This window comes from Protaetiibacter sp. SSC-01, assembly GCF_014483895.1.
Lineage (GTDB): Bacteria > Actinomycetota > Actinomycetes > Actinomycetales > Microbacteriaceae > Homoserinibacter.
The window spans coordinates 2163078-2184732 of the sequence record NZ_CP059987.1 but is presented as its reverse complement, the minus strand read 5'-3'; the positions used below and the strand labels follow the sequence as shown (position 1 = coordinate 2184732).

Sequence of the window (21655 nt, the reverse complement as noted above, 5' to 3'; positions counted from 1 at the left end):
CACGACGTCGGGTGCCCAGAGTAACTCCTCGGCGGAAGGGGTTGCCTGGACCGCCTCGACGCGTCCGGCTCGCTGGCTGACCACGAGCCGTCGTATAAGCGCCGAATCTGCGTTGCGCTCCGCTTGAGTTCGCCTTCGCTCGAGTACCACTAGCCGCACGCCGGCTTGCGAAAGGGCGGCCAAGAGGCCGGCGAGGCACTCTCTCCGGGCGTGCTCCAGATCGCCGTTGATGACGTCCGTTTGCACGGCCACCAGAGAGACGCACTCTGACGCGGCGATGTACTCCAACAATGCCCGTATTCGGGCGGTGTCTCCCGCGTTGTACGACTCCGTCGTATGCCAATAGTGGCCACCGACGATGTCGCTCGTGCCCGGCCCGAAGTTCTCCATCGACGGCTCCCTCGAGCGCTTCCTCCGCCTGCCCATGACCAGCCCGCCCGAGGAGCTCGAGCAGGGCGTGCGGATGCTCGCCGACGCGTGGGCGCAGCTCGGCGTGCGTGCACCGGTACCGACGCCAGAGCGTCGCCCCGCATCAGGCGTCTAGCTGCTGCAGAACCGGGCGCGACCTTCGAGAAGGAGTCGTCAAGGGGCTGGGCTGAGGTGTTCGTGTGCGAGCACCCAGCGGCCGTCGGTACCGGTGACGAAGACGTTCGTGGCGCGTCCGCTGCCGCTCCGGCGTTCGCCGTCGATGACTCCCGCCCATCGGTAGGTGTAGGACGCGATGGCGGTTGTCGGAGTCGGAACCCGCCACGCGACGTCGACTGCTTCGTAGTGCTCGTCTTGGACGACCGACCAGGTGTTCTCGAAATAGTGCTGGGCGGCGAGCAGCGTGGTGCAGTCGGTGTCGCTGAATCGGAAGACGACATCCGGGTGGAGCAGCGGGCGGACGTGGTCGAAGTCGTGTGTGTTGGTTCCTGCGATGTAGGCGTCCAGCGCGCCCCGGTAGCCGTCGGGCGCGGCAGCACGGGCGGGCATGAAAGAGACGAGATCGGGCGAGTTCATCAGTACCTCCGGGTGATCTGCGTTGAGGTGGTCGTCACACCGTTGAGGATCCGGGCGGTTGGCCGGGCCAGCCAGCGGTCGGGAGGAAGGAGCGCTTCAAAGAAGGGGACGGCTGGCGCGTACGCGAAAGTGCCCCCAACTTCGAGTGCGAACAGGTATCGCATGAAGGCCTCGGCATACGCCGATGCGGTGTCGCCGGCGTCCGCGCGGTGATGGTGGTGGCGGAAATGCAGGGTGAAGGAGTGGTGCGCGGTGATCGTCGCCCACCGGTTGCGTCCGGGATCGAAGGTGAGCCAGTCCGCCTGCATCGCGCCGTCCGCGAGGTGGTCGATGCCGTGCGCTTCCACTCCCGCTGACCGCAGGTGGTGGACCAGGAGGGCATGTTCACCGCTGCCGATGTCGAGGACCGGGCCACGGACGGAAGCCATGGTGAGTCCGAGCACGGCCAGTTGCGTGGCGGGGCTGTATTCGCCGGAGACGACGTCCCGCGGCGCTCCGCCGGTGATATCGGTAACCAGCGACCGGAGCGCGTTGCCGTGGTCCTCGATCAGGCCGGCGAGGTCGCGCCGGGTCGCATGCTCGTGGAGCCGCAGTGCGCGTAGGAAGCCCCGGTCGTAGGTGTCCTGGATCCGTCGGCGCGTGCGGGGGTCGAGCGGCAGGAATTGGTTCCGGCGCAGCAGCCACCGAACGAACCGGTCCGTGAGAAGTGCGCTGGGCGAGTCCGAACGCTCGCGCATTTCCCGCCGCAGACGAGCGGATTCCGCCTCGTCTACGGAGCGCACCGCTTCCAGCAGGTACGTGGGTGGGATGGCGAACGCTGCGACGGCCTGACCGTCCCCGATCTCCGATAGCGCGAGACGTTCCCACTCCGTCGCCCTTCTGAGCGCGGCTTGGACGACGGGCGTGCTCATGATGCCGGTCCGCTGCGGCGCCGGAGCATGATCGTGACCGGCGGGCTGCCCGCGAGAGCGGCCACCGTGGTGACCGTTTGGAAGCCGAGGCGCTGGTAGAGACGGATGTTGTCGTCGGTGGAGGTCTCGAGAAGGCAGGTTCCGCCATGTGCGTCGAGGTCGGCAAGCCCTGCGGTGATGACGGCTGCACCGTATCCGCGGCCCTGGTAGTCGGGATGGGTGCCGACGGTCGCCAGAGTCCAGTCGTGATGAGGGCGGAGCGGTGCGGCGGCCTGCTCGTGCTGCTCAACGCGTGCGATGCCGTCGCTGCCGTGCAGGAAGGTGATGCGGTCCCAGTCCGCCGTCTCGGGTGTAGCTGCCGGGTTGCGCACGAACACTGCTACCGATTTCAGGTCCAAGGTCGCCCAGATGGCGCCGTACGGGAGCGCGAAGGCGGTGAGATAGGCCTCCTGCAACCTCCGGAGCCGTGGCAGGTCGTGTTCGGAGCCCGGGACGGTCCATCGTGTCCACGGGTAGTCGATGAACGCCGCGGCCAGGGTGTCCGCGATGGTCGCCAGATCGTCGCTGCCGACTCGTCGCACGTGCGGCACGGCACCGTTCGTGTCGCTCATTGCGCGGCCGCCTGACGAGCCGGACGATCCAACAGGCTCGCCGGGATTTCATGTTCGACGCGGATGGCCCGCCGGTCCCACCGCAGCTGGACCACCATCAGGACACCGGCACCAGCGGCGAAAGCCGCGGCGACGATGAACGCAGCGGACACGCCGGCGGCAGAGCCCGTCGTTGCTGTGGCGGCGGCGTCAACCGCGCCGAACACCGCGATACCGAACATCCCACCGAGCTGGGCGCTGGCCGACGCCAGTCCCGAGCCCACGCCGGCGTCGCGGCGACTGACCTCGCGGGCAAGGATCAGCGTGGTGGGTGTGAAGCTCAGCGCCACGCCAGCCGCGGCCAGGGCGAGCCCAGGCAGCACCTGCACGGCATACGAGCTGCCGGGAGCGGCTGCGGCGAAGATGAGGTGTGCGGCGGTAAGGGAGACGCAGCCGGCGGTGACGACACGTTCCGGCCCGAATCGAGCAAGCAACTTCGGCAACACGGCGACGCTGACAGCGAACCCGATGAGCGAACTGGGAAGCATCGCCATCCCCGCCGGGCCCGGCTCCATGCGCAGGACGCGCTGCAGGAGGAACGCCACCAGCACGAACGATGCAATCCGCGCGGCACCACCCAGCAGGTTCACGACCAGCGTCACCGCCACGCGGGCGCTTCCCATCACCGTGCCGGGGAACAGCGGGTCCGGGGCACGGCGTTCGCGGATGACGAGCAGCCCGACCAGGATCACCGAGCACACCGCCGCGGTGAGGACCGGGGCGGACAGCCAGCCCTGTTGCGGGACGGAGAGCACGGCGAACGCGATGGCGAACGCCGCAGCGGTCACCAGCGTGGCGCCCGGACCGTCGAATGGCCGCCGCGGTCCGGGTCCGCCGGCGGGAAGGAGCCAGAACCCGAAAGCGAGGACCAGCGCGGCCACACCCCCGGTGAGCCCGAAGATGGCCGGCCACCCTAGCGCCGCGGTGACCAGACCGCCCACCGCGACGCCAGTCGCTCCGCCCACCGTCGATGCGGCACCCCACGCGCTCATGGCGCGCGCCCGAGCCTGCCCGTCAGTGGACGCAAGGATCATCGACATCGCCGCCGGGCTGAGCGCCGCGGCGCCCGGCGCCTGCACCAGGCGGGCGGCGATGAGGGTGGCCGCAGTCGAGCTGGTGAGCCCGATTGCCGCTCCGGCGACCATGAGTGCGGCGCCGATGAGGAACATGCGGCGTCGGCCAAAGACGTCGGCGGCGCGGCCTGCGACAAGCAGGCACCCGCCGAACACGAGGAAGTACGCGTTCAGCAGCCATGCTGTGGCCACGGGGTCCATCGACAGCGCCCTCCCGATGGTCGGCAGCGCGACGTTGAGGACGGCGGTGTCGAGCATGACCACGAATTGCGCCGCGATGAGCACGTACAGGCGGGTTCGTTCACGCATGAGCGAGGGCCTCCAGGACGGGGAGCCCGGCCGCCCGCCGGGCAGGGGCCAGGCCAGCCAGCAGCCCCGCTACCGCCACGATCCCGGCGATGACGAACAGCTGCGGCACGGGGATCATGATGCTGAGCGGAGCGATGGTGGACAGCGCACCAACCGCCGCGAAGCTTCCGGCGACACCCAGCACGAGACCGGTCACGACCGCAGCGACGGCTACGATGACGGCTTCGGCCTGCACCATCAGCGCGACCGATCCGCGGGACATTCCCATGGAGCGGAGCAGGCCGATCTCTCGAGTGCGTTCCAGGATCGACAGGGCGAGGGTGTTCGCGATGCCGAGTACGGCGATGACCATGGCGAAAGCGAGAAGCACTGTCACCAGGCCGAGGATCTGGTCCACGGTCTGCGTGCGGCCAGCGATGACGGCGGCCTGGTCGCGCACCTGCACCGTCGGGTGGCCTTCCAATGCCGCCTGCAGCGCCGTGGTGAGCTCTGCGGGGGTGGTCTCGTCACCGGCGAGCACGAAGATGCTGGCGTCCATGTCTTCGGTGAAGAGCGCGGCGTAGGTGTCGAGGGAGACGAAGTAGTCCGTCTGAAGGGCTTGCGCCGGCCTGTCTTTGATGATTCCCACGATGGGGAGCCGCTGCTCGCCGGTGCGAGCGAACGTCATCGGAAGCTGGTCGCCCACGGTGAGGTCCCGGTCCGTGGCGACTCGTTCGGCGATGACCACGCCGCCGTCGTTGAGGTCCGCGATGTCCCCGTCCACCATCTGGATGCGAGCGACCGTGAAGATGGCGTCAGGGTCGAGGCCGGTAAGCGCGCTGGTTGTCTTGCCGTCCTTCCAGTGCCCGTATTTCAGCCGTGTCGCGTCGCCGACTTCGGCGATCTCCACGACCTCGTCGTACACGGCCGAGTGCACGCCGCCGAGCATCTCCTGGCCGGCGCTTTCGATGACGACGTCGGCGGAGATGACTTCGCGGTACTGCGCACCGGTCGCTGTCTTCACGGAGTCGCCGACGATTGACACGAACACCATCAGGGCAAGTCCGAACGCCAGAGCCATGACCGTTGCGGCGGTGCGGCGCGGCGCGAGCAGGGCGGCGTCGCGCGCCAGCTGTCCGGGGACCGTGCGAGCGCCGGCGCGCCCGACCAGTGCGACCACGGGGCGCAGTGCGAGCGGAGCGACCATGACGACGCCGACGAGTGCGAGCACGAGCCCTGCACCCAACAGGAGCATCGGGGCGCCGAAGGAGGGTGCAGCCGAACCGGCTGCCCCGACCGCCAGCAGGGCTGCTCCCGCGATGCTGCGGGAGCGCCCGACACCTCGCGCCTCGGCGGCGCTCGCGCGCATCGCCGCCAGCGGTGAGACCGCAGCGGCCCGTCGGGCGGGCCCAATCGCGGCGACCACGGTGACGGCCACGCCGACTGCGACCGCGATGATGATGGTCCGAGGCAGGATCATGAGGTCGCCGTCTGGGATGCTCACGTCGAAGGTACGGGCGAGGGCGCGTAGGCCGTAGGTGCTGACGATTCCGAGGGCGACGCCTGCGGCGGAGGCGACCGCTCCGACGATGAGGGCCTCCACCAGCACGGAGGCGAGCACCTGCTTTCCGGTAGCACCGGCGGCCCGGACGATGGCGAGCTCGCGGGTTCGCTGGGAGATGACGATGCTGAAGGTGTTGGCGATGAGGAAGGCGCCGATGATGAGGGCGGCCACGCTCATCGCAACCAGCACGATCTGCAGCATTTCCAGGTTGGAGGCGGCCTGTTCAGCGCCCGCGGCGGCGAGGTCCTGGGCAGTGGCGACCTGAATGTCGGAGCCGAGCTCGTTCGCCAGCACACTCTGGATCTCCACGACGGGAAGGTCCGAGGTGACGAGAATCTCACTGTGCCCGTCCCCCACTGCCAGCACCTGCTGAGCGGTGGCCAGAGTGGTGAGCGCGACGGACCCGACCGGCGGTCCGTCGCTGTCGCCGAACCCTGCTAGCCCGACGATGTGCGCGTCCACCGCTTCTGCCCCAGCGACGGTGAGAGTGTCGCCGATGCTTAGGCCGAGCGTGGTCGCGGCGGCCTTGTCGATGACGACGTCGCCGAGTCGGTTCGGCGCGTTGCCCTCGAGGAGCGGGTAGGACCCGATGGGCTCGTCGACCCAGGTGGTCAACTGGAAGCTGCCGAGGTCCGTTCCCTGCTGCTGCAGCCGGGCGGTCCCCTTCGCGACGGGCACCGCCGTGGTGACCTCGTCGAGCGCGGTGACGTCGGCGAGGACGCTGGGCGGCATCGGGTCGCGTTCGACCTCGACGCCCATGCCGGAGTCGAAGGCAGTCGCCGTGCGCACTGTCACGTCGGTCCCGGCGGTGGCGGTGGCGAACTGGTCGTCGAACAGCTCCTGGGCGGTGTCGCTGAGCACGAGGCCGCCGGAGACGAAGGAGACCCCGAGCATGACGGCGACGACCGTCAGTACCAGTCGGACCCGGTGCGCGAGAACCTGCGCGAACGCGAACCGAATCATGCTGACACCTCGTCGCGCTCCATGTCGAACCGAGCCATCCGGTCGAGCACGGACGCGGCAGTCGGGCTGTCGAATCCGTCCACGACCCGCCCGTCCGAGAGGAAGTCCACCCTGTCGGCGTAGCCGGCGGCGACCGGATCGTGGGTGACCATGACGATGGTCTGCCCCAGGTCGTGCGCGGCACGACGGAGGAAGGTCAGCAGCGCCGTGCTGGCGCGGGAGTCCAGCGCACCGGTGGGTTCATCGGCGAAGACGACCTCGGGGCGGGCAGCGAGGGCGCGGGCCACGGCGACGCGCTGCTGCTGTCCCCCGGACAGCTCGGAAGGGCGATGGGTGAGCCGGTCGGCGATCCCGAGGGTGGTGGCGAGCTCAAGCAACCAACCGCTGTCGGCTTTCTTACCGGCTAGGCGCAGGGGCAGCTCGATGTTCTCCTTGGCGGTGAGAGCGGGTATGAGGTTGTACGACTGGAAGATGAAGCCGATGCGAGTGCGGCGCAACAGCGTCCGCTTCTTCTCGCTCAGCCCGACCAGTTCAAGGTCGCCGAGCCGGATGCTGCCGGCGTCGACGGTGTCGAGTCCCGCCATGGCGTGCATGAGAGTGGACTTGCCGGAGCCGGACGGGCCCATGATGGCGGTGAATCGACCGCGGCCGATGCTGAGGGACGCGTGGTCGAGGGCGCGGACCGCGGTGGGTCCCGTGCCGTAGGTCTTGACGAGGCCGGTGGCCTCGATGGCGTGCTGGAACGTCATGGCTTCGTCGTTTCTGATCAGCGGGCGGTCGTGGTGAGATGGCGGCGGTAGCTGTCGGGTGTCCAGCTGGCGGTCATCTTGGTGTTGAGGGTGGCGCCGAGGCGGGCGTAGAACCGCTGCCCGGAGTGGTTGTCCAAGCGCACTCCCCAGATGACGGAGAGGCCATCGCGGGCGGCGAGCCGGGCGACCGCGGACATCAGCGCGCCGCCGACTCCCTTGTCGCGGTGCTCGGGGCGGACGTAGAGGTCGTCCAGCGCCAGCAGGTCGCCCCCGCTCCACAGGTGCAAGCGGCGCACCGTCGAGGTGAACCCGATCACGGCCCCGTCGGATTCCGCGATCAGCACGGTCACGTCCGGCCGTACGAGAAGGCGCCGCCACGCATCGGCGTCCACATGCACGTGCTCGAGCGAGTCCTCGTGCGCCGCGAGTTCACGCACCATCTCGTCGAGCACTGAGGCGTCGACGGGGGTAGCTTCCCTGATTTCCACCATGGTGACCTCTCCTTACGCTGTTCCGGTAGGCCCGTACGTTGTACGGATACGAGGTACATACTGGAGCGTACGATGTACGCTGTCAAGCAGGAGGTACAGACAATGGCAGAAAAGCTCTCACAGCGGGCCATCGCGCAAGCGGCACTGGACGTCATCGACGCCGAGGGCATCGACGCGCTGACGATGCGGAAGTTGGCACAGCATCTCGGCTCTTCGCCAATGGGTCTCTACACCTACTTCCCCGACCGCGAGGCGCTGCTGGACGGAGTCGCGCAGCTTCTCATGGCGGAGGTGGAGACTCCGCCCGAGGAGGTGCACTGGCGTGACGCAATGCGCTTCATCATGCGGTCCGTGCGGCACGTGGCGATGCGTCACCCGAACGCTGCGCGGCTCATCAATCGCTTTCCTCCGCACACCCCCGACGCGCTGGCTTTCGTCGAAGCAGGTTTCCGCAGCTTCCGCCGCGCAGGCTTCGACGAACTCAGCACCGCCCGCTGCTACCGCGCTCTCGCCGCGTACTCTCTCGGCACCATCGACATCGAACTCGGCGGGTACTTCGCACCCGACGCACGTGCCGTCACCTCGGACAGTCGGGACACCATCGACACACCGACGACGGGCAAACTGCTTCCGCTTGTCACCGAAGTCAGCCCCATCCTTTTCACGCAGGATGACGCGGCCGAATTCGAATACGGTCTCGAGCTGCTCCTCGACGGGTTCGCCGACGCGATGACCCGCGCCGGCCGCTCGGTCTGACGCCGCTCCCACCACCTCGCCTCGCCAGGTTCGGTACTCAACCGCGCCGCACCGACCGAAAGGTTGACATGCTCACCGCCGCTCCCCTCCGCCACCGCCGTCACGCGGCCGTGGCTCAGTAACCTCGCGCCATGCTCGAACGTTGGGACCCGCTGATCCTCATCCACGCCATCACGGTGTCGTACGCACTCCTGCTGGGGGCCGTACAACTCCTCCGGCGGAAGAGAGGCGACCGTCCTCACCGGTACATCGGGTGGAGCTGGGTCATCGCCATGGCAACTTCGGAAACGGGACGAACCACCTGCGACGTCCCACCAGCAACGGCGGCTGGTACGTCCGCGCGATCGCCGCGGCCAAGGAGATCGACCCCACCTTCCCGACGCTCACCCTCCACGACCTGCGGCACACCTCCGCTTCGCTCGCAATCTCCGCGGGCGCGAACGTCAAGGCCGTGCAGCGGATGCTGGGGCACAAATCCGCGGCCATGACGCTCGACACCTACGCCGACCTCTTCGAGAGCGACCAGGACACCGTCGCCGAGGCGCTCGACCGCGCTCCGCTGCAGCTGTGGGGGAAATGTGGGGGCTCGGTGGGGGCGAGGGGGCTCCCGTGGTCGCTCTGCCCCGGAAATAAAGGAAAGTAGGCCACACGCTCCGCGTGCCCTCGCTGGGATTCGAACCCAGACTGAGGCGATTTTAAGTCGCCTGCCTCTGCCGATTGGGCTACGAGGGCGTGGGTTCATTCTGCCCGGGCGGGGGTGTGACGGCAGTTTCGACCCGTCCTGTGGGGGTTGAGGGGGCGTTACTGCCGGTTCGGTGGTCTCGAGACGCGTCGCTGCGCGGCGCTCCTCGACCACCTGGGGTGGGGCGCTGCGCGGCGCTCCTCGACCACCTGGGGGTCGGCGCTCCTCGAGCACCGGGTGCGCGCGCCCGCACCACAACGGGGGGATTGGTGTCCTGGTCGCGTGTCTGGGACACTTGACCAACTTCGGGCTCGCAGGGGAGAGGGGGCGCGCGTGGCACGGATGTCGGCATCCGAACGTCGGGCGGCGCTCGCCCGCGCGGCACTCGTCGTCGTCGAACGCGACGGGGTGCACGCCGCCACGACGCGCGCGATCGTGGCCGAGGCGGGGATGCCGCTCGGCAGCTTCCACTACGCCGTCCCGTCGCGCGACGAGCTGCTGCGCGACGTCGTCGAGCTCGTCGTCGAGGGGGAGGGGGATGCCGCGCTCGCGGCCCTGCTCGCCGACGCGGTCGACCCGGCCGACGCCATCCGCCGCACCCTCACCGCCTACCTCGACCACGTGCGCGCGGCACCCGGGCGCGAGCAGGCCATGTTCGAGCTCACGCAGTACGCGCTGCGCACGCCCGACCTCTCCGACCTGCCGCCCGAGCAGTACGCGCGCTACCACGGCCTCGCGGCCCAGATCCTGAGCGCCGCCGAGGCCCATCTCGGCATCCGCTGGACCGTGCCCGTCGCCGAGCTCGCGCGCCTCGTCGTCACGATCACCGACGGCGTGACGCTCGGCTGGCTCGCCGACCGCGACGACGTCGCCGCCGAGCGCACCATCGACCTCGCCGCGAGAGCCCTCGCGCCGTTCGCGGAGCCCGCATCCGCATCCGCAGCCACATCCGCCCCGTCCGCCTGATCTCCACCACGAATCCCGGGAGCCGCCATGACGACACCGCAGTACACCACCACCGGTGCGCCGGCCGCGTTCGCCGAACCGCAGCGCGCGGTCACCGGACGCTGGATCACCGCCTTCGCCGCCGCCTGGCTCGGCGTGTGGATGGCGCAGCTCGGCCCGTTCCAGGTGCTGCTGCCGCTGCAGGTCGCCGAGGGCACGGGCATCGGCGTCGGCGCCGAGGAGTGGATCCCTGCGGTGCTCGCCTTCGGCACGATCTCGGGCATCGCGGGTGCGTGCGCGATCGTCGCGTTCCCCGTCACGGGCTTCCTCTCCGACCGCACGACCTCGCGGCTCGGCCGCCGTCGCCCGTGGATCATCGGCGGCGCTGTGCTCTTCGCCCTCGCGCTCACGGGCCTCGGCGTCGCATCCGACATCGTCGCCGTGGCGGTTCTGTGGTCGCTCGCGATCGTCGGCTTCTGCGTGCTCGCCTCCGCCCTCACGGCGCTCATCTCCGACCTCGTGCCGGTGCGCCAGCGCGGCTTCGTGTCGGGCTGGATGTCGGCCCCGCAGGCCGTCGGCATCATCCTCGGCGTGCTCATCATCACCGAGTTGTTCCAGTCGGAGATGCTGCCCGGCTACCTCACGATGGCGGTCGGCCTGCTCATCCTCGTCGTGCCGGTCGTGCTCGTCACGAAGGAGATCCCGATCACGCGCGAGCAGCGTCCGGAGTTCTCGGGCGCCGCCCTCGTGCGCGGTCTCTGGATCTCCCCGCGCAAGCACCCCGACTTCGCGTGGACGCTCGTGAGCCGCGTGCTCGTCAACACGGGCAACGCACTCGGCACGGGCCTGCTGCTCTACTACCTCGCGTTCGGCCTCGACATCGGCATCGACAAGGCGGATGACGCGCTCCTGCCGCTCATCGTCGTCTACCTCATCTGCGTCGTGATCTCGGCCCTCGCCGTCGGCTACCTGTCTGACCGCCTCGCCCGCCGCAAGGTCTTCGTCATCTGGGGCTCGCTCGCCCAGGCGATCGCGGCGTTCGTGCTCGTGTTCGCGCCGAGCTACGAGGCCACCTTCGTCGCCGGAGGCCTCCTCGGCCTCGGCTACGGCGCGTTCCTCGCGGTCGACCAGGCCCTCGCCACCCAGGTGCTGCCCGACCCGCACGACCGCGGCAAGGACCTCGGCATCATGAACATCGCGTTCCAGGTGCCGCAAGCCCTGGCCCCGCTGCTGGGCGCCCTCGTCGTCGCGTCGTTCGACGGCTTCCGCGGCGTGTTCATGCTGTCGGCGCTCGCCGCGATCCTCGGCGCCGTCGTCGTCTCGCTCGTGCGCGACGTCAAGTAGTCCAGGAGCAGCCCCGTGACCCTCGCGCTCGAACCCCGCACCGACCGGCCGTGGCAGACCCCGGCCGAGTGGTGGCCGAAGCTCGCCGCCGCGACCGACGGCATCGAGCCGCCGTACGGCGTGATCTCGGTCGAGGCGCTCGCCGCGAACGCGCACGACATGCTCGCGCGCGCCCAGGGCACGCCCATCCGCGTCGCGAGCAAGTCGGTGCGCGTGCGCGGGGTGCTGGATGCCGTGCTCGCCCTGCCGGGGTATCGCGGCATCCTCGCCTACACGCTGCCCGAGGCGCTGTGGCTCGCCGAGACGCACGACGACGTCGTGGTCGGCTACCCGACGGCCGACAGCCTCGCGATCGCACGCCTCGCAGCGGATGAGCAGCTCGCCTCGCGCGTGACCCTCATGGTCGACTCGCTCAAGCACCTCGACCTCGTCGACCGCATCGCGCCGCCCGACCAGCGCGCCACCATCCGCGTGTGCCTCGAGCTCGACGCCTCGTACCGCAACCCCGTGCTCGGCCACGTGGGCGTGCGTCGCTCGCCCGTGCACGAGGTCGCCGAGGCCGCCTCGCTCGCCGCCGCGATCGTCAAGCGCAAGGGCTTCTCGCTCGTGGGGATGATGGCCTACGAGGCGCAGATCGCGGGCGTCGGCAACCAGGGCATGTCGAATGTCGCTGTGCGCGCCATGCAGAAGGCGTCGGCGGCCGAGCTGCGCGAGCGCCGCGGAGCCGCCGTCGCCGAGGTGCGCAAGATCGTCGACCTCGAGTTCGTCAACGGCGGCGGCACGGGCTCGCTCGAGTCGACCCACGACGACACCTCGGTCACCGAGATCGCGGCCGGTTCCGGCCTCTTCGGGCCGCTGCTCTTCGACGGCTACGAGCACTTCCAGCCCGCGCCCGCGGCGTCCTTCGCGCTGAGCGTCGTGCGGCGGCCCACCGCCGACATCGCGACCGTGCTGGGCGGCGGATGGATCGCATCCGGCCCGCCCGGACAGGACCGACTGCCGCGGCCCGCGTGGCCCGAGGGGCTCAAGTACCTGCCGCGCGAGGAGGCCGGCGAGGTGCAGACGCCCGTCACGGGACCCGCGGCCGCCGACCTCAAGATCGGCGACCGCGTGTTCTTCCGCCACGTCAAGGCGGGCGAGCTCTCCGAGCACCTGAACGAGTTCCTGCTGGTGGAGGACGGCCGCATCCTCGACCGGATCCCGACGTACCGCGGCGAAGGGAAGGTGTTCCTGTGACGGCGACGACGGAGGGCCGCACGACGCAGGCCCCGCTGCGCGCGTCCGGCGCGTGGCGCAACTGGGGCCGGTCCGAGGCGTCGCGCCCCGCGTTCCGCGCCTCGCCGTCGACCGTCGCCGAGGTGCAGGCGGTCGTGCGCACGGCGCGTGAGCGCGGGATGCCGGTCAAGACCGTCGGGGCGGGCCACAGCTTCACGGCGATCGCCGCGACCGACGGCATCCTCGTCGACCTCGACCGACTGCAGGGGGTCGTCACGGCGAACTCGGAGACCGGCCGGGTGACGCTCGCCGCGGGCACGCGCCTCTACCAGCTGCCCGAGCTGCTCGCGCCGTGGGGCCTCGCGCTGCAGAACATGGGCGACATCGATCGCCAGTCGATCGCGGGCGCCACGTCGACGGGCACCCACGGCACGGGGCTCGCGTTCGGCGGCCTCGCGACGACCATCACGGGCGCCGTGCTCGTGACGGGCGACGGCTCGATCCTGCGCGTCAACGAGCGCGAGAACGCCGAGCTGCTCCCCGCCGTGCGCCTGGGCCTCGGTGCGCTCGGCGTCCTCGTCGAGCTCGAGATCCAGTGCGTGCCCGCGTACCTGCTCAAGGCGGTGGAGCATCCCGAGCCCTTCGAGGTCATCGACGAGTTCCGTGCGCGCGTCGAGGCCGCCGACCACTTCGAGCTCTACTGGTGGCCGCACACCGATCGCGTGATGACGAAGACCAACACGCGGTTGCCGCTCGACGCAGGCCGCGCCCCCGTGGGCGGCTTCGCGAACTGGATCGAGGAGGAGGTCATGTCGAACGGCGCGCTCGCCGCGATGTGCAACGTCGGCCACCTGGCGCCGAAGATCACCCCCTCGATCAACCGCCTCGCCACGAGGGTCTACGGCGACCGCGAGTACACCGACTACTCCTACGAGGTGTTCACGGCCCCGCGTCGCGTGCGCTTCCGCGAGATGGAGTACGCGCTGCCGCTCGACGAGATCCCCGCGGCGCTGCACGAGCTGCGCGCGATGATCGACGCATCCGGATGGCGCATCTCGTTCCCCGTCGAGGTGCGTGCCGCCGCACCCGACGAGAACTGGCTCTCGACCGCGCACGGGCGCGAGTCGGGCTACATCGCCGTGCACCGCTACCTGCGCGACGACCCGGAGGAGTACTTCCGCGCCGCGGAGCAGATCTTCCTCGCGCACGGCGGACGGCCGCACTGGGGCAAGATGCACTACCTCGACGCGTCGATCTTCGCGGAGCGCTACCCGCGGTTCGGCGACTTCCTCAAGGTGCGCGACCGGCTCGACCCCGACCGCACCTTCCGCAACGCCTACCTCGACCGCGTGCTGGGGGCGTAGAGCCGCGGCGAAGGGCCGCTTGCCCACAGCGAACGGGCGGGTGGGCGGATGCCGCCTCGCCGTAGGATGCGGATATGGACCCCATCGCGCTCGTCGTCATCGGTCTCGTCGTCCTCGTCGTCGTGATCGCAGGCATCTACCTCTGGTCGACCTACAACGGACTCGTGAAGCTCAACGTGCGCGTCGACGAGGCGTGGAGCGACATCACGGTGCAGCTCAAGCGGCGCGCCGACCTCATCCCGAACCTCATCGAGACGGTCAAGGGCTACGCGGCCCACGAGAAGGGCGTGTTCGAGCAGGTGACTGCCGCCCGCGCCGCGACCGTCAACGCCTCGACACCCGCCGAGGCGGCGCAGGCGGAGGGCCTGTTCCAGAACGCCCTCAAGTCGATCTTCGCCGTCGCCGAGGCCTACCCGCAGCTGCAGGCGAACCAGAACTTCCTGCAGCTGCAGGGCGAGCTCGTCGACACCGAGGACAAGATCCAGGCCTCGCGCCGCTTCTACAACGGCGGCGTGCGCGAGCTCAACACGCGCATCAAGCTGTTCCCGAACACCCTCTTCGTGCGCGGGCTCGGCTTCACCGAGCGCGAGTTCTTCGAGGTCGCGGATGCCGCAGCCATCGCCGAGCCGCCGCGCGTGCAATTCTGATTCGGTGATCTCGAGACGCGTGCCGCTGCGCGGCGCGCTCCTCGATCGCCTCAAGTAACCCGGAAACCCCCATGTACTCCGCCATCGCCGCGAACAAGCGCAACACCGTGCTGATCATCGCGATCTTCATCGTGATCATCGGCGCCCTCGGCGCGCTCACGGCGTGGATCACCGACAACTGGTGGATCGCGGGGCTGACCCTCGTCGGGGCTGCGGTCTACGCCGTCATCCAGTACTTCGCGGCGACGAGCGAGACGCTCGCGCTCACGGGCGCGGTCGAGATCTCGAAGTGGGACAACCCGCGGCTCTACCGCGTCGTCGAGAACCTCGCGATCACCGAGGGCCTGCCGATGCCGAAGGTCTACGTCATCGACGACCCGGCGCCCAACGCATTCGCGACGGGCCGCGACCCGGAGCACGCGGTCGTGGCCGCGACGACCGGCCTCCTGCAGATCATGGATGACGCCGAGCTCCAGGGCGTGATGGCGCACGAGCTCGGGCACGTCAAGAACTACGACATCCGCGTCTCGCTCATCGTCTTCGGCCTCGTCGTCGCGATCGGTCTGCTCGCCGACATCGCCCTGCGCGTCACGATCTTCGGCGGGCGCGGGCGCTCCAACAACAACAGCGGCCCCGCCGCGATCGTCATGCTCGTCATCGGCCTCGTCGCCGTCATCATCGCGCCCCTCTTGGCGGCTGTCGTCCAGGCGGCGGTGTCGCGTCAGCGGGAGTACCTCGCGGATGCCACGGGCGCGCTCACGACGCGGCACCCGGAGGCGCTCGCCCGCGCCCTCGAGAAGCTCAAGGTCTACGGACGTCCCGTCGCGCGCACGAACTCCTCGATGTCGCACCTGTGGATCTCCGACCCCAACAAGCCGGGCTTCATGCAGCGGCTGTTCGCGACGCATCCGCCGATCGACGACCGCATCTCGCGGCTGCTCGGCAGCGCGGACCGCTTCTAGCCCGCCGCGCCCGCCCTCGCAGAGCACGGCATCCGCGCCGCCGCAAGGGGTTCAGGTCGCGCGCCGGCGGGCGTAGCGTGCCAGAGGTGGGAACACTCCGCGCGATGACCTGGAACACCTGGTGGCGCTTCGGCGGCAATTGGGCCGAACGCGAGCCCGGCATCCTGCAGCTCGTGGAGGAGCAGCAACCCGACCTGCTCGGCATCCAGGAGTGCTGGGGCGAGGAGGGCCGCACGCAGGCCGACGTCATCGCGGAGGCGCTCGGGTTCCACGCCGCCTTCGTACCCGTCGGCCTCCCGCCCGTGCCCGACCCCGCCGAGTACGCCGAGCAGGAGGGCGTCACGATGGGCCTCGGGCTCGTCAGCCGCTGGCCGATCACGCGCGTACTGCGAGCGAGCCTGCCGAGCGACGGGCGGGAGAACGCGGCGCTGCTCGCGCGCGTCGCGCATCCGGAGGGCCCGCTGCGCGTCGTCGTGGGTGCGACGAGCTGGGAGCCCGACCGCGTCGTCGAGACGACCCTGCAGGTGAACTACCTGCAGCGGCTCGTGCGCGAGGACGCCTCCACGCGCGCCCTCCCGAGCATCCTGCTCGCCGACCTCAACTACGACCGCACGCAGCAGCCGCTCAAGGGGCTGCTGCTGCTCGACGCGTGGGACGCCGCCGAGCACGACACCGACCCGCGCACGCTCAGCTCGACCAACCGCTTCGCGCCCGCCGAGGCCGTCGACCAGTACGACCGGCACATCGACCACATCCTCTACACGCCCGGCTACCTGGGCGCGCGGGCGCACCGCACGTGGATCGTGCGCGACGAGCCGGGCGGCCTGCCGCCCTCGGACCACTACCCGGTCGTGACCGAGATCGGCTGGTCGACGAGGGGCGCCTGAGCTTCCGCCGCCACCGCACGTGCGAGGTCGCCGCGGTCGACGACCTCGAGTTCGCCCAGCCCCTGCCACGCCGCGAGCTCTCGCAGGGCCGGCACGATGCGCTCGGCCACGGCATCCGTCACGCCCTCCTCGCGCCACGCCGACTGCACGCGCAGCACGCCGCGCTTGCGATCGTTCTTGAGGTCGATGCGGCCGACGAGCGCCTCATCGACGAGCACGGGCAGCGTGTAGTACCCGTACACGCGCTTGGGCGCGGGCGTGTAGATCTCGATGCGGTAGTGGAAGCCGAACATGCGCAGCGCCCGCTCGCGCTCCCACACGACGGGGTCGAAGGGGCTGAGCAGGGCCGTGGCCTCGATGCGCCGCGGGATGCGGGCGTCGCGGTGCAGGAATGCCGCCTTCTTCCAGCCCGGCACCTCGACGCGGCGCACGACGCCCTCGTCGACGAGTCGCTCGAGGGCGGGCTTCGCGTCGACCGTCTTGAGGCGGTAGTAGTCGGCGAGGTCGGAGAGCGTGCCGATGCCGTGGGCGCGTGCCGCGCGCTCCATGAGCTGGTGAACGGCCTCCTCGCGCGGCACCTCGCGCTCCCAGAGGCCCTCCGGCATGACGTGCTCGGGGAGGGCGTAGGTGCGCTCGAAGCCCGAGCGCCCCGCCGAGACGACGTCGCCGACGCGGAACATGCGCTCGAGACCGCGCTTCACCTCGTCCCACTCCCACCAGCTGCCGCGTCGGGGCGCGGCGGCGTCGCGCTCGATCTTCGACGCAGGCAGCGGTCCCTTCTCGGCGAGCTCCGACCGCAGCCACGCGAGCGTGTCGGCGTGGGCGGCGAGCCACGGGTCGGCGGTGCGGGCGTAGTAGTCGCGGAAGTCCTGCATGCGGAACCGGAACAGCGGCCAGTCATCGAGCGGGATGAGCGCGGCCTCGTGCGCCCAGTACTCGCGGTACGGGCCCCTCCTCGCGAACGTCAGCCGGTCGAGGAGCGCCTTGTCGTAGGCGCCCAGCCGCGCGAACACGGGCAGGTAGTGGCTGCGCTCGAGCACGTTGACGGAGTCGAGCTGCAGCAGCCCGATGCGCTCGAGCAGGAGGTTGAGCTGGCGGGTGCCGACCGCGTCCGGGCGCCCGCGGCCGAAGCCCTGCGCCGCGAGCGCGATCCGGCGCGCGGCGGCGGGGGAGATGCTGTCGACCACGGATGCGACCCTAGCCGCCGCCTCCGACCGCGAGCGCTCCCGGGCATCACGCCAGGCGCACCGAGACCGGCTCCGGGGCGAGCGCGATCCGCACGCGGTCGTCGTACGCGACGCGCTCGGCTGCCGGATGCTGCACCCGCACGAGCGCCCCATCCGTCGTGCGCACGAGCGTGCGGCGGAAGCTCCCGAGGAACGTCGACTCCTGCACGACAGCCTCGACGCCGCCCGACGCGACGAGCCGCACGTTCTCGGGCCGCACGAAAACCTCCACCTCGCCCGTCACCGGCTCGCCCGCGACGGGGAGCGTCCACTCCCACACGCGCACCTCGGCACCATCGGCGACGCCCGGAACGAGGCTCGAGAGGCCCACGAACGCGGCGACGCCCGCCGTCGCGGGGGCGAGGTAGAGCTCCTCCGGCGTGCCGATCTGCTCGATGCGCCCCGCGTTCATGACGGCGATGCGGTCGGAGACGGCGAGCGCCTCCTCCTGGTCGTGCGTCACGAACACCGTCGTGATGCCGAGCCGCAGCTGGATTCGGCGGATCTCGTCGCGCAGCTGCACGCGCACCTTCGCGTCGAGCGCCGAGAGCGGCTCGTCGAGCAGCAGCACGCGCGGCTCGGTCACGAGGGCGCGCGCGAGGGCCACGCGCTGCTGCTGCCCGCCGGAGAGCTCGTGCGGATAGCGGTCGGCGAGGTGGTCGAGGCCCACGAGCGCGAGGGCGTCGGATGCGCGGCGCGCCGCCTCGGCGCGGGGCACCTTGCGCCGCAGCAGCCCGAACGCGGTGTTGTCGGCCACCCGCAGGTGCGGGAAGAGCGAGTACGACTGGAAGACCATCCCGATGTCGCGGCGGTTGGTGGGAACCGCCGACACGTCGGTGCCGCCGAGCAGCACCGCCCCGCCGTTCGCCTGCTCGAGTCCCGCGAGCACGCGCAGGGCGGTCGTCTTGCCGCATCCGGAGGGCCCGAGGAGCGACACGAACTCGCCCGGCGCGATGTCGAGGTCGAGCCCGTGGAGCACGCGCGTCGCGCCGTAGTCCTTGACGATGCCGCGGAACTCGGCGCGCGTGCCGGTTCCGGCGTCGGCGAGCAGCGAGTTCTCGGAGGTGCGGGGGAGTGCGCGCACGGGGACGGGTGAGGTCATGGTCGGGCCTTTCCGGTGCGGGCGCGGCCCGCGAATCCGATAACGATGAGCAGCGCGAACGCGAAGGCGAGCGCGAGCAGGGTGAAGACGGCGGCCGCATAGCCGTCGGTGTTCTTGACCACGACGAGCGCCGTCTGGAACACCTGCCGATTGAGGAGCGAGGCGATCGTGAACTCACCGAGCACGACGGCGACCGAGATCAGGGATGCCGCGAGCAGACCGCTTCGCAGGTTGGGCGCGATGACCCCGAGGAGCACGGTGCCCCATCCCGAGCCGAGCGTGCGCGCCGCCTCGGCCAAGGTGCGGATGTCGACGGCGTCGATCGCCGCCTGGATGGCGCGATAGGCGAACGGCAGCACGGTGATGCCGTACGCGAAGGCGAGCGTCCACGCGCCCGTTCCGAGCATCCGGCCGATCTGCTGGTAGACGGGTGCGAGGCCGACGACGAGCACGATCGCGGGGATCGAGATCGGCAGGAGCACGAGGAACTCGAAAGCGGGTCGCAGGCGCGGGAAGCGCAGGTGCACGAGGATCATCGTCGGCGCGAGCAGGAAGAGCACGATCGCGACCGTCACGACGGCGAGCACGAGGGAGTTGCCGAGCCCGACCCAGATCGGCCGGTAGAGCGCGGCCTTCGCGGGGTCGGCGAGCGCCGCCCAGTGCACGAGCGAGAAGCCGTCGCCGTCGCGCAGCGTGTAGAGGAATGTCGACAGCATCGGCACGACGAAGAAGGCGCCGACGAGCAGCCCGATGATCCATCGGGTGGCGCGGGATGCCGCGAGCCGGTTCATGCGCGCCACCTCGCGGCCCGGCGCTCGATGAGCGAGTAGAGCGACATCACGACTCCGACGACGACGATCATGCCGAGCGCGAGCGCGCCGGCGAGGTTCTCGCGTCCGAGCACCGTCTCGCTCGTGAGCGCGGTGCGGATCTGCAGGGGCACGATCTGCGACCCCTGGCTCGCGAGGGCCGCGGCCGTGGCATACGAGGAGAACGCGTTCGCGAACAGAAGGAGCGTGCACGCGAGGAACGAGGGCGCGAGCACGGGGATCCCGACGCGCATCCAGAACGAGGAGCGCGTGCCCCCGAGGGTGAGGTTCGCCTCCGCCCACTGCGGTTTGAGGGCCGCGAGCGCGGGCATGAAGGTGATGACCATGAGGGGGACCTGGAAGAAGACGTAGGGCAGGATGAGGCCCGGCAGCTCGTAGATCCAGGGGCCGTCGGCGAACAGCTCGATGCCGATGCCCGCGAGCAGCTGCGTCACGACACCCTGCAGCCCGATCGTCGCGATGAACGCGAAGGCGAGCATGACGCCGCCGAACTGCGCGAAGACGCCTGCCGCGGCATCGACGGCCGTACGCACCGGGCCCGACTCCCGCATCCCGAGCAGCGCGTAGCAGACGAGCGCCCCGACGACCGCGCCGATGACGGCCGTCACGAGCGACAGCCACGTCGAGCTCCAGAAGGTCTGCAGGATGACGGGGTCGGCGAGGGCGGCGAGGTTGTCGAGCGTGAACGCCCCGTCGCCGTCGACGAGCCCGGATGCGAGTGCGAGCGCCGTCGGCAGGGCGAGGAAGAGGAGGACGTAGGCGGCGAACGGCACGAGGCCGCTCGCCGCCCACAGGCGGGTTCTGGTCACTGGACCGCGGCCGCCCACTTCTCTCCGAGGAGCTTGCCCGCGGCGGTCGACTGGGCCTCGGTCGGCACCACGACGGTGTCGGGCGCCTTCGGCAGGGCGGATGCCGCAGCAGCGTCGATCGTGCCCGCCTCGGTCATGGCCTCCATGCGCACGGGGCGTGCGCCGCCCTTCAACCACAGGTTCTGACCCTCGTCGCTGTAGAGGAACTCCTGCCACAGGCGCGCGGCCGCGGGGTGCGGGGCGTTCTTGTTGATGGCCTGGTTGTAGTATCCCGCGTAGCCCGTGCCGGGGAAGACGCGCACCTTCCACGCCGGGTTGTCCGCCACGTGCGTCGCGTTGAGGTAGTCCCAGTCGAAGACGACGGGGGTCTCGCCGCTCGCGATCGTCGCGCTCGTCACGTCGAGCTTGAGGAGGTTGCCCGCCTTGTTGAGCTCGGCGAAGAAGTCGACGCCGGGCTGGAAGTCGTCGAGGTCGCCGCCCGACTGCACGCCCGCGAGTCCCACCGCCGCGAACGCCGCACCCGCCTGCGTCGGGTCGCCGTTGATGGCGACGGACGCCGTGTAGTCGGAGCTCAGCAGGTCCTCGAGCGACTCCGGCTCGGGGAACTTCGACGAGTCGTAGCCGATCGACATGTACCCGCCGTAGTCGCCGACGAAGAGGCCGCTCGGCTCCTTGAGGGCGTCGGGGATGTCATCCCACGTCTGCACCTTGTAGGGCGCGAACACGTCGGTGTTCTGGAGCGCGACCGTGAGGCCGAGGTCGAAGACGTCGGGTGCCGTGTCGAGCCCCTCGTTCGTCTTCGCCGCCTGGATCTCCTCGGCGCTCGAGATGTCGGGCAGGCTCTCGTTGACCGTGATCTCGGGGTACTTGGCCGCGAACGCGTCGATGACCGCGCCGTAGTTGGCCCAGTCGCGGGGAAGCGCGATGACGTTGAGCGCGCCCTCGGCCTTCGCTGCGACCTCGAGCTCTGCGAAGGTGCCGAAGTCGGCGACGCTCGTCGCCGTCGCGGCGTCGCTGTCGCCCGCCGACGCGGGTGCGCCCGCGCAGCCGGTGAGGGCGATCGACGCCACCGCCACGGCCGCGAGGCCGACGGTCAGCTGAGGCGTGCGGAGAAGGGATGTCATGGGTGCTGTTCCTCTCGGTGGACGAGCGCTCGCGCTGGTCCGCGCTCGTGCTCGGTCGCGCTCGTGGCGAC

At 70.3% G+C, this 21655-nt stretch carries 22 protein-coding genes and 1 tRNA gene; 10 read left to right on the top strand and 13 right to left on the bottom strand.

The window, feature by feature from the left end:
* Positions 1–367 precede the first annotated feature (367 nt).
* Positions 368–544 carry a hypothetical protein gene (locus H4J02_RS10340; protein ID WP_187674502.1) on the top strand — a complete coding sequence of 59 codons (177 nt, stop codon included), beginning with the start codon at positions 368–370 and terminating at the stop codon, positions 542–544.
* 38 nt (positions 545–582) lie between these two features.
* Here the strand turns inward: H4J02_RS10340 and H4J02_RS10335 are convergent, their stop codons facing one another.
* From H4J02_RS10335 to H4J02_RS10305, 7 genes are read right to left on the bottom strand one after another with little or no spacing between them, the layout of a single operon-like run.
* Positions 583–1002: a DUF4440 domain-containing protein gene (locus H4J02_RS10335; protein ID WP_222942169.1), complete on the bottom strand. Its 420-nt coding sequence runs from the start codon at positions 1000–1002 to the stop codon at positions 583–585.
* On the bottom strand, positions 1002–1913 hold the full coding sequence (locus tag H4J02_RS10330) for a class I SAM-dependent methyltransferase (protein WP_187674501.1): 912 nt from the start codon (positions 1911–1913) through the stop codon (positions 1002–1004). Before H4J02_RS10330 ends, H4J02_RS10335 begins: the two co-directional genes overlap by 1 nt.
* A complete protein-coding gene (locus tag H4J02_RS10325) occupies positions 1910–2524 on the bottom strand; it encodes an N-acetyltransferase (protein WP_187674500.1) in 615 nt (204 codons plus the stop codon). The genes H4J02_RS10330 and H4J02_RS10325 overlap by 4 nt, the downstream gene beginning before the upstream one ends.
* Complete coding sequence (locus H4J02_RS10320) at positions 2521–3945, bottom strand: MFS transporter (protein WP_187674499.1); 1425 nt, start codon at positions 3943–3945, stop codon at positions 2521–2523. Before H4J02_RS10320 ends, H4J02_RS10325 begins: the two co-directional genes overlap by 4 nt.
* Positions 3938–6451 (bottom strand): FtsX-like permease family protein, encoded by a 2514-nt coding sequence (locus tag H4J02_RS10315; protein ID WP_187674498.1) that lies wholly within the window; start codon positions 6449–6451, stop codon positions 3938–3940. Before H4J02_RS10315 ends, H4J02_RS10320 begins: the two co-directional genes overlap by 8 nt.
* Positions 6448–7200: an ABC transporter ATP-binding protein gene (locus tag H4J02_RS10310; RefSeq protein WP_187674497.1), complete on the bottom strand. Its 753-nt coding sequence runs from the start codon at positions 7198–7200 to the stop codon at positions 6448–6450. The genes H4J02_RS10315 and H4J02_RS10310 overlap by 4 nt, the downstream gene beginning before the upstream one ends.
* A 17-nt stretch (positions 7201–7217) precedes the next feature.
* Positions 7218–7691: a GNAT family N-acetyltransferase gene (locus H4J02_RS10305; RefSeq protein WP_187674496.1), complete on the bottom strand. Its 474-nt coding sequence runs from the start codon at positions 7689–7691 to the stop codon at positions 7218–7220.
* Positions 7692–7793: 102 nt separating this feature from the next.
* On the opposite strand from H4J02_RS10305, the gene H4J02_RS10300 reads away from it, so the two are divergent.
* Positions 7794–8447 (top strand): TetR/AcrR family transcriptional regulator, encoded by a 654-nt coding sequence (locus H4J02_RS10300; RefSeq protein ID WP_187674495.1) that lies wholly within the window; start codon positions 7794–7796, stop codon positions 8445–8447.
* A gap of 253 nt (positions 8448–8700) precedes the next feature.
* Positions 8701–9090 (top strand): tyrosine-type recombinase/integrase, encoded by a 390-nt coding sequence (locus H4J02_RS13940; RefSeq protein WP_397420130.1) that lies wholly within the window; start codon positions 8701–8703, stop codon positions 9088–9090.
* Positions 9091–9105: 15 nt separating this feature from the next.
* Here H4J02_RS13940 and H4J02_RS10290 read toward each other — a convergent pair.
* Positions 9106–9179, bottom strand: a tRNA-Leu gene (locus H4J02_RS10290).
* A gap of 292 nt (positions 9180–9471) precedes the next feature.
* Here H4J02_RS10290 and H4J02_RS10285 point away from each other — a divergent pair.
* From H4J02_RS10285 to H4J02_RS10255, 7 genes are all read left to right on the top strand, one after another.
* Complete coding sequence (locus H4J02_RS10285; protein ID WP_262406277.1) at positions 9472–10095, top strand: TetR/AcrR family transcriptional regulator; 624 nt, start codon at positions 9472–9474, stop codon at positions 10093–10095.
* A gap of 27 nt (positions 10096–10122) precedes the next feature.
* Positions 10123–11418, top strand: coding sequence for an MFS transporter (locus H4J02_RS10280; protein WP_187674492.1), 1296 nt, complete (start codon positions 10123–10125; stop codon positions 11416–11418).
* 15 nt (positions 11419–11433) lie between these two features.
* On the top strand, positions 11434–12654 hold the full coding sequence (locus H4J02_RS10275) for an amino acid deaminase/aldolase (RefSeq protein WP_187674491.1): 1221 nt from the start codon (positions 11434–11436) through the stop codon (positions 12652–12654).
* Positions 12651–13997, top strand: a complete 1347-nt coding sequence (locus H4J02_RS10270) for a D-arabinono-1,4-lactone oxidase (RefSeq protein ID WP_262406036.1) — start codon at positions 12651–12653, stop codon at positions 13995–13997. Before H4J02_RS10275 ends, H4J02_RS10270 begins: the two co-directional genes overlap by 4 nt.
* A 74-nt stretch (positions 13998–14071) precedes the next feature.
* Positions 14072–14644, top strand: coding sequence for a LemA family protein (locus H4J02_RS10265; protein WP_187674490.1), 573 nt, complete (start codon positions 14072–14074; stop codon positions 14642–14644).
* Between the two features lie 71 nt (positions 14645–14715).
* Positions 14716–15606: a M48 family metallopeptidase gene (locus H4J02_RS10260; protein ID WP_187674489.1), complete on the top strand. Its 891-nt coding sequence runs from the start codon at positions 14716–14718 to the stop codon at positions 15604–15606.
* A 104-nt stretch (positions 15607–15710) separates the two neighbouring features.
* Entirely contained in the window at positions 15711–16493 is a 783-nt protein-coding gene (locus H4J02_RS10255) for an endonuclease/exonuclease/phosphatase family protein (protein ID WP_187674488.1), read from the top strand.
* Here the strand turns inward: H4J02_RS10255 and H4J02_RS10250 are convergent.
* From H4J02_RS10250 to H4J02_RS10230, 5 genes are read right to left on the bottom strand one after another with little or no spacing between them, the layout of a single operon-like run.
* Positions 16448–17680 carry a winged helix-turn-helix domain-containing protein gene (locus H4J02_RS10250; RefSeq protein WP_187674487.1) on the bottom strand — a complete coding sequence of 411 codons (1233 nt, stop codon included), beginning with the start codon at positions 17678–17680 and terminating at the stop codon, positions 16448–16450. The genes H4J02_RS10255 and H4J02_RS10250 overlap by 46 nt on opposite strands.
* Before the next feature lie 46 nt (positions 17681–17726).
* Positions 17727–18821, bottom strand: a complete 1095-nt coding sequence (locus H4J02_RS10245; RefSeq protein WP_187674486.1) for an ABC transporter ATP-binding protein — start codon at positions 18819–18821, stop codon at positions 17727–17729.
* On the bottom strand, positions 18818–19612 hold the full coding sequence (locus H4J02_RS10240; protein ID WP_187674485.1) for an ABC transporter permease: 795 nt from the start codon (positions 19610–19612) through the stop codon (positions 18818–18820). The genes H4J02_RS10245 and H4J02_RS10240 overlap by 4 nt, the downstream gene beginning before the upstream one ends.
* On the bottom strand, positions 19609–20460 hold the full coding sequence (locus H4J02_RS10235) for an ABC transporter permease subunit (RefSeq protein WP_262406035.1): 852 nt from the start codon (positions 20458–20460) through the stop codon (positions 19609–19611). The genes H4J02_RS10240 and H4J02_RS10235 overlap by 4 nt, the downstream gene beginning before the upstream one ends.
* Positions 20457–21584 carry an ABC transporter substrate-binding protein gene (locus H4J02_RS10230; protein WP_187674483.1) on the bottom strand — a complete coding sequence of 376 codons (1128 nt, stop codon included), beginning with the start codon at positions 21582–21584 and terminating at the stop codon, positions 20457–20459. The genes H4J02_RS10235 and H4J02_RS10230 overlap by 4 nt, the downstream gene beginning before the upstream one ends.
* Positions 21585–21655: the final 71 nt, after the last annotated feature.